General features: G+C 33.2%; 6 protein-coding genes and 2 pseudogenes. All 8 read left to right on the top strand.

The annotated features are described in order from the left end of the window. Positions 1-27 precede the first annotated feature (27 nt). Positions 28-495 carry a hypothetical protein gene (locus IEW41_RS13930; protein WP_188606993.1) on the top strand — a complete coding sequence of 156 codons (468 nt, stop codon included), beginning with the start codon at positions 28-30 and terminating at the stop codon, positions 493-495. Positions 496-727: 232 nt separating this feature from the next. Next, complete coding sequence (locus IEW41_RS13935) at positions 728-4,951, top strand: RHS repeat-associated core domain-containing protein (protein ID WP_188606994.1); 4,224 nt, start codon at positions 728-730, stop codon at positions 4,949-4,951. A gap of 93 nt (positions 4,952-5,044) precedes the next feature. Further along, the gene (locus IEW41_RS13940) at positions 5,045-5,872 is read left to right on the top strand and encodes a hypothetical protein (RefSeq protein WP_188606995.1); all 828 of its coding nucleotides are present in this window, start codon (positions 5,045-5,047) and stop codon (positions 5,870-5,872) included. Between the two features lie 214 nt (positions 5,873-6,086). After that, positions 6,087-6,490: pseudogene (locus tag IEW41_RS14685) on the top strand (IS1 family transposase); the annotation flags it as partial. Positions 6,491-6,713: 223 nt separating this feature from the next. After that, on the top strand, positions 6,714-10,055 hold the full coding sequence (locus tag IEW41_RS13950; RefSeq protein WP_188606997.1) for a hypothetical protein: 3,342 nt from the start codon (positions 6,714-6,716) through the stop codon (positions 10,053-10,055). Between the two features lie 8 nt (positions 10,056-10,063). Continuing rightward, the gene (locus IEW41_RS13955; RefSeq protein WP_188606998.1) at positions 10,064-14,437 is read left to right on the top strand and encodes a DUF6443 domain-containing protein; all 4,374 of its coding nucleotides are present in this window, start codon (positions 10,064-10,066) and stop codon (positions 14,435-14,437) included. A gap of 229 nt (positions 14,438-14,666) precedes the next feature. Further along, a pseudogene (locus tag IEW41_RS14690) lies at positions 14,667-15,323 on the top strand (IS1 family transposase). Positions 15,324-15,375: 52 nt separating this feature from the next. Continuing rightward, positions 15,376-15,874, top strand: a 499-nt coding sequence (locus IEW41_RS13965; RefSeq protein ID WP_188607000.1) for a hypothetical protein, incomplete at its 3' end; no start/stop codon positions are given.

The raw sequence follows: 15,874 nt of genomic DNA on the forward strand, positions 1-15,874 counted from the left end.
GATTATTAATAGTATAAATAAAAAGATATGATTTACAAAAAAAAGACAGTTACCTTAATTACACTTTTATTTCTTGCTTTTTATGTTAAAGCTCAAAAAGTAGTTTTAGATTCTACCTTCACAATAGAAATTTCAGAGATTAAATTTAAAAAAACTGCTGGTACTTTTTTAGGCGGTGTTATTTTAGATAAAGGAGATAAATTTATAATAATAGATGGGGTAATATCATCAAATGTTGATAAAAAAATCAAACTTCCTTTATATAAAATGATTTTAAAAACTAACTCCGAAGAATATATGGCTAAACCCGATCCAGCTTTCACACCTTATGATGATACAGCTAGGTTTATTAAAGTAAAGAAAAAAATAAAAACAACTTTTTATATAGTTGTTAAAGATAGTTTCGTTTCTGGCGATTTGTTTTTTGATAATGCCCTTATTGGCAACCTTACAGTTTTTGAAGATACCAAAAGAGGAGAATTAACTTTAAAGTAATTTTTTATTAAAACAAAATAATATGCAAAAAGTAATTGACCACTTTTATATTTGTATAGTTTTTTTAGGGTCTATAAATATGTTTGCTCAAGAATTACCTCCTTCTCCATCGGATTTGGATAAGAACTGGGTTAGCAGTGTTAGTTATGATTTTTCTGGTCAGACCATAGGCAAGAGTGTTGGATATTTCAATGATTTAGGCAAGAGCACCCAGAGCCAGAGTTGGGACATATTGACTGGCAAGGTATGGGCAAGCCAAACGCTTTACGATTACCATGGGCGCCCAGCCTTCAATAGTTTAAGCGCTCCAAAAGGATTATCGTTTGGATACAAGAATGATTTTATTCTTAATCAGTCTAATGGGATTTACACCACTACTAATTTTGAGAGCAATCCAGACACTCCACAATTTGTCTTGGGTACAACACCTAATACATTGGGGCACTTCTATAGTGTCAATTATCAAGATCCTAATTATCCAAATCAAGATGTTACCTCCTATCCGTTTAGCAGAACGGTTTATAGTACCCTCAATCCAGGTTCCGTAAAAAAAGTATTGGGAGGCAATAAAATTAATGGGCAATGGATGCAGAGCTATAATTTTAGTATGCCTGCGGCCCAAGAGCTTTCTACAGTAAAAGCCTTTGGGATAGCGTCTTATAACGATAACCGGATTACAAAAACTATAAGTAGAGATGTTCATGGTGTCGAAACAGTTGTATTTATTGATAGTGAGGGTAATACCTTGGCAGTGGCACGTAGTGGTAATGAAGACAATGCTTCGCTGGAGACTTACTTGATGACCTCTAAAATAAAGGAACAGGGTTTTGTGGATATTCATATCCCTGTAGGATGCTCGGGACTGACCATCACTAACAACCCAACAGGTCAGGCATTAAAAATCTATGACCTTGTTACAGAGACACAAGTATATACATCTGTTTCAGTACTGCCTTCAGGATTTTATCGTTTAGTGGTCAATGACCTAAACAGTTATGAGTACAACCCAAGCAATCCTGTTACACTGACCTATAACATCAACTATTATGACTACAGCCTCAACAAATATGATAGAGCAGGCAGGTTATTGAGCTCTTCTCAACCCATAGGAACAGAGGTAAAGAGCACTTTTAAGTATAACAGTTTGGGACAATTGTTGCAGACAACAAGCCCAGATGAAGGCGAAGCACGATTTGTTTATAGAACCGATGGGCAGATACGCTTTTCAAGAAACGTTAAACAAAAAGCAGCTAAAGAGTTCTCATACACTAATTATGATGAGATGGGGCGACCTGTAGAGAGTGGTGTGTATTATGGACAGGACTTAAATCCTGATACCTATACCAATTTTACCAATACAGATTATTATCAATGGTTCAGTGATACGGTTCTCAATCTTACTGACAGTCCCGATGGGCTAAACGATACCTATAGCAAAGAGCAACATTTTACATTGTACGATGTTCCCGACCTAGGTCTTGATTATCTATTGAGTAAATGCAATATTCCTTCAAAAGGATATAAGCAAACGTTTTTATATGGTAATGTCTCAAGAACCAAAACAGAAAACCCTCAAACCAATACAACATGGTACAGTTATGATGTCTATGGACGTGTAAAATGGCTCGTGCAAAAACCAGATGGGCAGTGTTTCAACACCATTGATTACACATATGACCCAATCACAGGGCAAGTCATAAAAGTAGACTATCAAAGACATGTTCCTTCAGAACGGTTCATACATCAGTACAAATACAATACAGCTGGGCAACTTGTAGAGGTTAATACTTCTACTGACGACATTCACTTTACCAATAATGCCAAGTATTATTATACCGAAACTGGTGCATTGAGACGTACTGAACTCGCTGAAGACCTCCAAGGAATAGATTATGTTTATAATATAAATGGTCAATTGAAAGCCATCAATTCACCACATGTCATAGGGTTTACAGATCCAGGCAACGATAGTCCCTCTACCACAGGGTTTAAAGAAGATGTGTTCGGGATGATTATCGATTATCATATAGACGACTACAATCGTAAAGAAAGTAGCTTAAGTTACGGATTGACAAGCACCTCCCCAAACAATCAGTTCAATGGCAATATAGGAAGTATTCGGTGGAACAATGCCATCCCATCGGCTCCAACGGCAGACACCTATAATTATTCATACAACAAAAACAATTGGTTGTCAGGAGCAGTTTATGGTACTTCAAATGCAGAAGAAATTGTCATCACAGATATTAATACAGGGCAGCCTTATAACACAGGGAAGTACAAACCAGAGTTTACCCAAGACGCTAATCAAGATTATGAAGTATCCAACATCACTTATGATGAGAACGGAAATATTGTCACCTTAAAGCGCAATGGGGTTACTGATACCAATGGCAACAATGCTATGGATGAATTTACCTATCATTATAAAGAGGATAAGAACCAGCTTACTGCTGTTGAAGATACTAATGACAATAGTAATCCTATACGTTTCAATGATTTAAAAAATCAATACTTAGGCCCAGCAGTGGATAATTATATCTACAACAGCATAGGCCAATTAGAGGTTAGCTTACAGGACGAGATGGCCTATGAGTACAACGCATCTGGATTGGTAACAAAAATCAATGGCTTTGCCTCGACCAGCACTAATGATTGGACTTCGCTTTATGAAAATGATTTTTCATTGGCCACAGATAATGATGTAAATAATTGGGACTATGAAGCTCCTAATGGATCATCGGAGATTCCATTGATACGTATTAATTATATTAATTCAGGCATAGTTCCCGTAGGAGGAGAAGGTATTGAGTGCACCGTGGTCAATACTAGGTATACATCCTGCGTCTCATTATCGATGGATGCTGCCTTGGTACGAGGTCATTATAGAACAGTGCCCAATGCACTGCATAAACTAGATATGGATGTCATTGTACAGCACTCACAGACACTGGGAGGCCAAGTTATTCCGGCCGGAGCAATTATCAGAGTCAAAGATGCTAATGGCAATGTACTAGCAAGTCAGGTCTATAACTCTCCAAATCCGAGCCTATCTCCAGATCCGGATATGGTATGTGGCCCTAACCCACCGCCGAGATGTAATGATACAGATTGCGATAATTTTTTTGATGAGCATGCCAGTTTTCAATTCACTCCAACTACCGACACCATTGTCGTAGAAGTTGAAAGGGATGGACAATGGGGTAATATTTATCTAGACAATATTCACTTGCAGGTTGCTACAGAAACAAAATTGGCTTTCTTTTATAATGACAGGGGCCATCGTATTAGAAAAGAATCTTATTTAAGTACCAATGCCGAAGTAACCTATTATGTCAGAGATGTATCAGGTAGCGTGATGTCTATTTATACAAAATCAGGTCAAGGCCAAGTGGAACAAAAAGAAATACCAGTATATGGCGCAAGTCGATTGGGCGTATACTATACCGATGAAAAGGAAGGAGGCTATGTATACCAGATAACAGACCATCTTGGTAATGTAAGAGCAGTGGTTTTGAAAGATGGTAATAATGCACTATCTTTAACTAACAGAACAGATTACTATCCCTTCGGGATGCCAATGCCTAACAAAAATATCGAAGGAGATTACAGGTATGGCTACCAGGGTGAGTATGCGGAGGAAGACCCAGAGACTGGACTTAATGCGTTCCAGTTAAGAATGTACGATTCGAGAATTGGCAGATGGATAAGTCCAGACCCAAAAGGAGAGTTCTTTAGCCCTTACTTGGCGATGGCCAATAATCCTGTTGCGGTAACTGACCCTGATGGTGGTTGTACGACCAAAGGTGGTAGGGATTGTGTTTTTTCTGTAGTATCTGGGCAGGCTACCGATGGAGGAGGCAATACTTGGTCAAAGGATTTTGGAAGTGGAGATTTGAGCTTGTTAACACCATTTCAGTTGAATGAAGTTATTGTTGGGGACACTTCAGGTTATTTAGCTTATGTTAATGTTAGAGGAGGAAGTAATCATAGTTTTCTTTTAGACCCTGATACTGGCAATTACTGGGAAGCTTCTCATCCAGTTGATGCGGATGGTAATGTTACTCACGGATTCGTTAGTTGGACAGATGTTACAACACCACAAGGAGTTCCTGTTGGAGTGAAAAGTATAATAAGGAAGAGAAATGTTAATGATGGAGATTTTTGGAGCTTTGACTCTGGTGGAAAGAAAAGGGGTAATATAGAAGTATATTTTGTCAATATACCAAATAAGGCTGCTGCTATAGATTATGCAGATAATGCCGCAACTAATCTTATTTATCCTTATAATGTTACATCACAAAACTGTAAACACTTTGTAATAGATGCTATGAGAGCTGGACATGCTAAAGTACCTAATAGCACAGCCTTACCGAGAGAGTTTGCTAAACCAGGGCAGAGTTATTGGTTCGGAACAACACCACCCGACTTAACTATATCCAATCCAAATAACTAAATGGATTTTTAGATGTTTTATAGGTTAATTTTAATAGTATTTATTTTATTTACATCGTGTTCAAATGATGACGATTCAAATATTTGTTTTGAATTGAGTGATGAAATTGATGATAGCTTTTTTTTAAAGCAAACACAAAGAACATCAATCAAGAGATTACGCTTTGCAGATAGTACAGAGGTACAACTACCAAATCAAGAAAAGTACAATTACTTCTTACATAAAAATTTGGTTGAACAGAATTCTATTTTAATAAATCGTGTAGATAAAGATAAGTTATATAAGGAATATGATTATTGTATTTTAAAAATTGAAAAATCAACGAAGTATAATGTTTTAGATAGCATATGTTTTAAAGCTTCCTTAAACGAAAATTCTTACATAGCAAGTATATCATTATCAAATGATAGAACAAAAATAGCGATTGTTTATTCTGATGAAACCCTTTCGGATAATGATAAATGTCTTTTGAAAATAATTGATTTAAACAATGATGAAATTATTTTTAAGTACGACCATAAGGAAAGATTGTTTTTAGGGGAGACGCCTTGGAATTTAAACGATAGTAAGATTATATTTTATAGTTCTTCAAAAGATATCTTTGTTTATGATATAGAAGCTGAAAAGATTAGCAGAATATCTATAAATGGTTCTAATGCTATGTGGTTGCAGTCTTTAGATAAAATCTCTTATCTTAAAAAGAGAAATATACTTACAGTTTATGATTTAAAGACATCTACTGAAGAAGGAAGTTACAAGATTAGCGATAAGCTTTTTTACAGAAGTAATATAGTTGATTACTATTGGTTTATGACTCAAAAAAAGTTTTATATAAAAACGCGATTTAGTAATTTATTTAGTGATAAATTATTTCCTTGGAAGAACGAAAATTTTATTTTAAAATATAAATGCTTGGATTAACTTTTAAGGAGCAAACGGGGGTAATGGTTCAGAATGGCGCTTTTGAAAAAAAGTAAAATTTTAATATTGATTATCAATAGTTTAAATAAAAAGTGAGCTTCTAATAGGAGGCTCATTCTTGTTCATTGAAACAATGAAAGTTCATTAAAGCCTATTAAATAAGGCTTTTATTTTTCTCCGTGGGTCAAATTGGCGCTTGATTATATTTGTGGTTATGAATTGTAAAAACTGTAACAAGTGTAATTGTATAAAACGTGGAAAAAGAAATGGCATACAACGTTATTTTTGTAAAAGCTGTAATTCCTATTTTCAACAAGCTTATTCATATATTGCTTATCAAGAAACGACAAATACTTTAATAAAAAGTATGCTAAAAGAAGGCTGTGGTGTTTTAAGTATTTCAAGAATTATGGTATTTCAAAAAATACTGTATTGTCAAGAATGGTAAAGATTAGTAATCAAATAAGAGCTCAATATTTTAATAAATTAGGCTGTAAATTTGAAATTGATGAACTATGGACTTATATAAAACAAAAAGACAACTTTACTTGGATTACTTATGTTATTGAAAGAGAAACAAAACAAGTCATTGATTTTTTTGTTGGCAGTAAATCAAAAAACTTTAATTTATAAAAACCTGAGAGGAAATTCTTCCTCTAGCGTAAAAAATCGTAATTCTATAATGTCAAAATTGAGGGTTTTACCTTACTTATTGTAAGGCAAAACCTTATCAATTTATCAATTTAAATTACTTATTTAGCTTACACCTCAATTAATAGTATAATTGAGATTTCTACCCTAAAAAAATAATAGTTAATTATTAACCATTATACTAAAATTGATGAAAAAATTTAAATTGCTTTTAGTAGTACAGTCATTATTTTGTTCTACTTTCTTATATTCTCAAGACCTCCCTAGTTTCACTCCTGCCTCGCCAACCGCATCTGAATTAGGAAAGTATGGACAGGTTCCTGTTGGCATTTTTACAGGGACGTTGCAATATTCGATTCCGCTTTTCGAAATAAATCAATCAAATTTTAAACTCCCAATAACTCTATCTTATAGTTCTAATGGAATAAATGTTGATAAATTTGCAACAGAAGTTGGAATGGAATGGTCTTTGAATGCAGGAGGGGTTATCACGAGGATTTTGAACGATAAAGCGGATGAAGTATATAGGACTAATTTACCAAACTACCCCTTTAATTCAGATGATATGAGAACTTTTTTGCATGGAGTGCTTACTTCTCCATCAATAGATACTCAGCCTGATGTTTTTGTATTCAATGTAAATGGGTATACTGGAAAGTTCTTTCTTAATGACAGTTTACAGCCTACACAAGTTGAACCATCACCATTAAAAATTGAAAGATTAACAAATGTTACTACTGAAAATGATTTTGATTTTAAATTAACAGATCCCTATGGAGTTGAATACTGGTTTGGAGGAATTAATGCTACAGAAGAATCTTACTCTAGGTCAGATGATTTGGGATCAGGAGGATTTAGTCCGCCATCAGATGTGACAGATGTTGCTTGGTACTTATCTAAAATAAAGTTACTTAATGGAAAGGAAATTATATTTAATTATATAAACTATAATTTTAATTTTAATTCTGGAATTTCACAAACAGTCACTGCAACTGGGTCTAACGGACAAGCAGGAATATCAATTAATCCACTTAATCCTGCGCCAGTAATTAATAAATCTCACAGCACTATTTCTAATTTAACAAGTATAATTTGGGATAATGGTAAAGTTGAATTTAATTATGTCAACAGAGGCATTGGAAACAACTTATTAAAACTAAACAATACTAAATTATATGATCAAAATAATAATCTAATTAATGGATATAATTTTGAGTATATTATTGCAACTTCAGATTCTAATTTTAGTAATATAGGTTCTGAAAATAACACATTTAGATTGTTTCTTGAAAAGATTACCCCATTCGATAGAGACCAGAACGAAAGTAATAGTTATGTGTTTGAGTATTTTTCCCCTAATGATCTTCCTCCTAGATTAACTTACTCAAGAGATTTTTGGGGTTATTTTAATGGTTCAGCTAATACTTACTTAGTGCCTTCAGATTTATCGTTTTATGACCAAAGCAGTTATTTAAATCCTTTTTTTGATGTACCTTATGTATTTCGAAATGTAGGAGGGAATAGAAATTCAAATGGAGTATTTGGAATTAAGGGGTTGTTAAAGAAGATTATATATCCAACTAAAGGATTTAATTCTTTTAGTTATGAGCCTCATTCTTACTATGGAGAGATTGTTCAATATATTGGTGGTGGTCAAACGTTTAAATCAACAAGTATACAGACCGAAGAAGAATACGGAACTCATTCTAATAGTGTTATTGTAAATGATGCAATTGACGAAGATGTTTTTCTTAATTTGTATGTTGATCCTGTTTCTAATTGTGGGGAATATGATCCATATCATACGAAAGCCACTTTTCATGTTTATGATATTACGGATGTCAATAATCCCTTCCTAATGACTTTTTATGTAAATCCTATTTATGGTGGAAATCCTTCATCTCTAGGGACATCAATTACAATAGATGACAATTACTCTAACTCAAACCCTGTTTATGTCAAATTGATAGATGGACATAATTATGAATTCAAAGTTACAATAAATAGACCTTGTTTGAATGCAGGTCTTTCTTTTAGCCATCACTTTGCTACCCAAACTCTAGTGACCCAAGGAAATATAGAAGTTGGAGGTATGAGAATAAAACAAATCATATCTAATGACGACAATGGAAATTCATATTCTGAGGACTACTACTATGGAGATTTAGACTGTCTTACCTGTTCATCTGGGACACGAGAGCAAATAAGACCAGCAATTTCATTTTTCGTGCTTAACAACAATAATAATATAACACAAAAAGCTAATTTAAGTTCGTCAACGCTAAATAGTTTATATTTTAGTCAGTCCTATCATATAGGATATTCTTCAGTAGTTAAAAGGTTTAATGATAATTATAATAAAGGAGCTATTAAATATGAATACAATGTCATTTTTGATAATCCTCCTACAATTAATTTTGACCCCATAATTGGAACACCTTACACAAATGGTTTTGGTTCTGGGGAATTATTAAGTGAGAAAAAATATGTTTTAGTAGATACTAATTTAGTGCTAATAAATGAAAAGCATAATAATTATGTTACTGATCAATCATTACAGAGTCAACTACTTGGTTATACAGCGTATCACTCTGAACAACTTGTTACATATAATGAAATGTCAGGGAACAGTTACACATTAAATAATTATAGTTTAAATTCTTATTTAGTAAACTCCAAATGGAGATATCTAAATCAAACAATTGAAAAAAATTATGATTTAAATGGATTAAATCCAATTATTACAACAGTAAATTATTTTTATGAGAATTCACAACACTTGCAAGCGACTAGAACTGAAACAAATGTTAGTGATGGGAACACTATAATTAAAAAAACATATTATCCTGACGATATTAATAGCGCATCATCGCTAGGAAATGATTTACTTAATTCTAATGAATTATCAGCAATAAATTTACTTAAATCACCTTCTGTAACAAATCCTAATGGACAACATCGAATTGTTGAACCAATACAACAAGAAAGCATTATTATAGATCCTAATAATATGGTTTTATCAAAAACCACTGAAAGAACAAATTATAGTAATTGGCAAAATAATTTAGTACTGCCAGAATCTATTCAAACACGTAAAGGAGAATTTTCCTCATCAAACATATTAGAAGACAGAATAAAGTTTATAAGTTACTATAATAATGGTAATGTAAAAGAACTTTCAAAATCTGAAGGTACTAGGATTGTTTATGTTTGGGGTTATAACGACCAATACCCAGTAGCCAAGATAGAGAATGCCACGTATTCAGAAGTTGAATCAGTTTTAGGAGTCGGTTTTAATTTAGGCAATTCAGGTTTAACACCAACTCAAGAGAGTAATTTGCGAACAAACACAATACTTTCTAAAGCCATGGTCTCGACCTACACCTATGATCCATTAATTGGTGTCACGAGTATGACTGATGCCAAAGGTTATACGATGTATTACGAATATGATGAGTTTAACCGATTGAAACATGTCAAGGATAAGGATGGTAATATTTTGAGTGAGAATCAGTATAACTATAAACAATAATGATGATTATGAAAAAGTTACACTACACACTAGCAGCTTTATTTGTGTCATCAATAGCCATGGCACAAGGCCCAACAACAACTGAGAACTATATTTACAATACCACCTATCAAGTCAAAACTTTAGATGGTACCACCAATGCGGTAACCCAACAACCACTAACAGAGGATGATAAAATAGAAAGCATCACATATTTTGATGGATTGGGACGACCAAAACAACAAATATCCAGACAGGCAGGAGGTAATAAGCAAGATATTTTAGTACCCATTGTTTACGATGCTTTTGGAAGGCAAGTCCAGCAATATCTACCCTATGCCAATCCGCTTCAAGATGGATCAAGTACTAGTCTTGGTTTTGTAAACCCTACAAATTTGTTGTCTGACTTAAATGCGTATTATATTGCAAAATACCCTGTTGATATTAATGGTAGTGTTCCAAACCCTTTTAGTGAAACGCATTATGAATCTTCTCCACTAAATAGAGTTTTAGAACAAGGCGCGCCAGGGATAGACTGGAAAATAGACAAACAGAGCGACACAGATCACACCATTAAGTTTGAATATAAGACCAATAGCACAAATGAAGTAGCCTATTACAAAGTAATCTTTCCAACAGGCAATACAGAGCAACCACAATTGTTTTATTCAGGGCTTTATCAAGCCAACCAATTGTATAAAACCATTACTAAAGATGAGAATTGGAAGCCATCAGATTTAAAAAACCATACAACAGAAGAGTTTAAAGACAAACAAGGTCGTGTCATTTTAAAACGTACCTATACCAATCAAGTACCACATGACACCTATTATGTATATGATGATTTTGGGAATCTAACGTATGTGCTATCACCAAAAGGGAGTGATTTGGTTTTGAGTACTAATGGGTATAAAAACTATGATGAGACTTTTTCTTGCGATTATTTAGTACCGTTAGATAAAGGTGGAGAAAAAACAATTACAGATTGTTCAGGGCAGTTAAATATTACAATTGATGATGTTAACCTTGATCTTACTGTAGAGATGAGTGCTTCATTTAATACGCCAATTAATTTAAGAAATGGGCCAATAGTACAATTAGATACCACGATTCCAAATATGATAGTTGGGACAATCACTACAGGAGGAGTTAATTATATTGTATCTATACAAGATGGGTTTTTACATATTTCAGGGAGTGGAGTATTGAGTAGTATAAGTGAAACATTAATAGTTAGCCTACCTACCTATTCTGTTCAAACTAATATTGTTAATGATTTATGTTATCAATATCATTATGATTACAGAAACAGGCTAGTAGAAAAGAAAATACCACAAAAAGGGTGGGAATATATTGTGTATGATAAATTAGATCGTCCAGTACTAACACAAGACGAATATCAGAGGCTTAATGATCCAACCAAAAAAGGGTGGTTATTCACAAAGTATGACGCTTTTGGAAGAGTAGCATTTACAGGTCAGCATATAAGTAATTTAACAAGAATTGATATTCAGGCTTTTGTTAATTCAAGTACAGTGCTTTCGGAAACCTCGAGTAGTACCCCAACCAATATTAATGGTGTCAGCTTATATTATACCAATAACGTATATCCACAAAACACCCTTACGGTATACACCATCAACTACTATGATACTTATAACCCAGAGTTGAGCGCAGCATTTTCAAATCCTAATGTGGTACTTGGAACACCAGTAAGTTCTAATACCAAAACATTACCTACAGGAAGCAAAGTAAGAGTGCTTGGTACAAATGATTGGACAACTACAGTAAGCTATTATGATGAGAAAGGGCAACCAATATATATAGGTTCAAAAAACACATATTTAAATACAACAGATATTATAAAGACTCAATTAGATTTTGTTGGTAAGGTTTTAAAAACCGAAAGCTCACATACAAAAGACAGTAACAGTCCAATTATCGTTACTGATAATTTTACGTATGACCACACAGGAAGATTACTAACTCAAAACCAGCAAATAGGTACAGGAAATATTGAAACTATAGTTAACAACACTTATGATGAGTTAGGGCAATTGGTTAATAAAGGCGTTGGAGGTATTGAAGCTTCACCATTACAAGTTGTAGACTATAAATACAACATTAGAGGCTGGTTAAAGAGCATTAATGATAAATCCAATCTTGGTACTGATTTGTTTGCCTTTGGTATTAATTACAACACTACGGAGTTAGGACAAACCAATACACCGCTTTATAATGGAAACATTAGTGAGACTACTTGGAAAACTGCTAACGATGTATCTACAAACACAACAAGAGGCTATGCTTATAGTTATGACGCATTAAACCGATTAACAACCGCTAACATGTCAATAAATACTGGAAGTGGGTTTAGTGTAGCAGATGGGTATCACGAAAACGGATTTAATTATGACAAAAATGGAAACATTTTATCCTTACAGCGTGTTGGTGCTGTTGATATATTCGATAATTTAACCTATTTTTATAATGGCAATCAATTAACAAAAGTGAATGATGCCATTACCAATCAACAAACCGAAGGGTTTATTGATGGCAACACTACAGGTGATGATTATAGTTATGATACCAATGGCAATATGATTGAGGATAAAAACAAAAATATAACAAGTATTACCTATAACCATTTGAATTTACCGACACAAATTCAAATCGCTAATCAAGGGAATATAGTCTATACTTATGATGCTACTGGGACAAAGTTAAGTAAAACAGTAAACCCTCTTTTTGGTACCTACCAAAGTACTTTTTATGCTGGTAATTATATTTATGAAACATTAGCAGGCAATCCAATTCTAAAATTCTTTAATCATGCCGAAGGGTATGTAGAACCAGATGGACAAGGCGGTTATAATTATGTCTATCAATACAAAGACCACTTGGGGAATATAAGATTGAGCTATAGTGATCTTGAAGGGAATTATCAACAAATTTTAGATTCTGATTTTGAAAATGATTTTAATGGTTGGCAAGAAAACGGTTCAGTCAACTATTTATTGGACAATGGTAGAGTCAAAGCCAACGTAGATTCACCTTGGGAAGGAATAAGGTATGATTTAACAGGCGTAGTTACTGTTACTGGGGAAACCCTTAAGGTAAAGGTTGATTTTGATAAAGGTAATACACAGTCGGACGTAAGGTTATATCTGCCAGAATTTGATTCTAACGATAACCTTGTTCGTTATAATGTGCTCAACTGGAATTTACAATCGGGACATAGTGAGTACACTCTTACTATGTTGGATTCAGGAAACACTATTAAATCCTTCCACATAGATAAGGACGACACTAATACTAGCACGACGACCTATTTCTATGTTGGCCATGTCACTTTGGAAAGGGGAGAGATTGAAATTGTTGAAGAAAACAACTACTATCCTTTTGGACTGAAACATAAAGGGTATAATAATGTTGTTAGTCCTAGTACTAATAGCGTTGCGACTAAGTTTGAATTTCAAGGGGTTGAATTTGAAAAAGCTTTAGGTCTAAATCTTCACGAAATGGATTTTAGAAATTATGACCCAGCATTAGGAAGGTTTACAGGAATTGACCCAGTTACTCATCATTCAATGTCGCCCTACGTGGCTTTTGATAATAACCCTATTTTTTGGGTTGACCCTTCAGGTGCTGATGCGAGAGACCCAATTAAAGAAACAAACACTATTATAAGTTCAAGAGTTGACAAAAATAATGTTACTTACATTACTCAAACGACCACAACTTCAACAACAACAACAAATGAAGATGGAAGTGTGTCGGTTACTTATTCATCGGGTTCAATTACTAATACTGTTGATGCAAATGGAAATGTTACGAACGGAACAACTGTGACAACAACTTCAGGCACTATAACGAAAGATGTTAATGGTAAAATTTCTGCAAGCGACCCAACAACTGCAACTAGGGGAGCTAATAGTAATGATGGGAGTTCTGCTTTAAGGGAGTGGACAGGAGTCGTTTCTGATTACAATAAGAATAATGAAGGTATTTATAACAAGGATAAGATTAATGAGCTTTCAGATAAAACAACAAAAGCCACTAAAGCAGGAGTTGCAGTTATATCTTTATTTGGTGGAGTTGATAAGTTTATTTCGAGTACATTAGACAGTAAGACTAAAAAAATAATAGGGCTAGTAGGTGGTGTGACAAGTTTTGATACGGTAGTTGGAAAAGCAGGTGATATGCTCAAAAATGAAATTGGTCAAAATAATGGTCATATGATGATTTATGGTGTTGAACAAGTGATTAATGGGGCGACCATTAAGCAAATGAAAACACCTTCAAATCCTGATGGGAATAGAAAAAGAGTTGGCCCAACATCCTTTCAAGATTTATTCAAAGGTTCTAAATGGCTAGAATGGTGGAATGGTGGTAAAAATTAAATTATGGAATTAATAAAACAAAACCCAATAATCTTTAGAGTGATAATTATTATTATCGCTCTAATAGTATTATTCTTCATGTCAGATTTTATTATAAAGTCATTGAAATTAAGCATATCCAAAAGACAACTTTTAATCTTTGCTTTTGGTTTATATCTTTTAATTGATTTTGTATTATCTTGGTTATGAAGGTAATGGGTCAAATTGACGCTTGATTATATTTGTGGTTATGAATTGTAAAAACTGTAACAAGTGTAATTGTATAAAACGTGGAAAAAGAAATGGGATACAACGTTATTTTTGTAAAAGCTGTAATTCCTATTTTCAACAAGCTTATTCATATATCGTTTACCAAGAAACGACAAATACTTTAATAAAAAGTATGCTAAAAGAAGGCTGTGGTGTTTTAAGTATTTCAAGAATTATTGGTATTTCAAAAAAATACTGTATTGTCAAGAATGGTAAAGATTAGTAATCAAATCAAAGCTCAATATTTTAATAAACTAGGCTGTAAATTTGAAATTGATGAACTATGGACTTATATAAAACAGAAAGACAACTTTACTTGGATTACTTATGTTATTGAAAGAGAAACAAAACAAGTCATTGATTTTTTTGTTGGCAGTAAATCGAAAGAAAACATAAGACCATTAATACGTAAAGTACTTTTGCTCCAACCCGATAAAATTTATACAGATAGATTAAATATTTACCCTAGTTTAATTCCTAAATCAATTCATAAACGATTTCAATATTGTACTAATAAAATTGAGCGAATGAACTTAACATTGAGAACTCATATTAAGCGATTAAGTAGAAAAACAATATGTTTTTCAAAAGTGAAAAGTATCTGGAAGCGCATCTAAAGATTTATTTTTGGAGCTAAAATTCATTTTTTATTTATTAGAAACCATTATATTTACTTAAAAGCTCAAAGCATGAGAAAAAGCAGTTTTTTATTATGTTGTATTATTGTTTTACTTACTGGTTGTAAAACAATCTCAGTACAAAATAAGCAATACCAATCAACGAAGCAAAGTGTTGATTTAGGGAGTATAGGTACTGATGAAAACTTTGTTTTAGAGCAGACCTATAATCATTCAGGAATACCAAATTACATAAGCCCTATTAAAGTTAAAATCACTCCAATTTCTTTTAATAAATCATTGTATAAAATATTTAGTGTAGCAAATGAAGTGCAACCAAAGGGAATTAAAATTAATTATATAGACTCTCTGCAAAACAAACCTAAATTTTTAAACATTGAGATTGCCGATGAGATAGGATTGATTAATATGTTAAACGACGCTTCAAATGAAGATGTAAAAAACTACTTATTAAATCAAAACCAATCACATGTGGTCACTAACATTTCAATTGCGTTCAATCAAAATGATTTAGAGGCATTGGCAAATGCAACTGAGGTTTATTTAGAAA

This window comes from Aquaticitalea lipolytica, from assembly GCF_014641635.1.
Taxonomy (GTDB): Bacteria; Bacteroidota; Bacteroidia; order Flavobacteriales; family Flavobacteriaceae; genus Aquaticitalea; species Aquaticitalea lipolytica.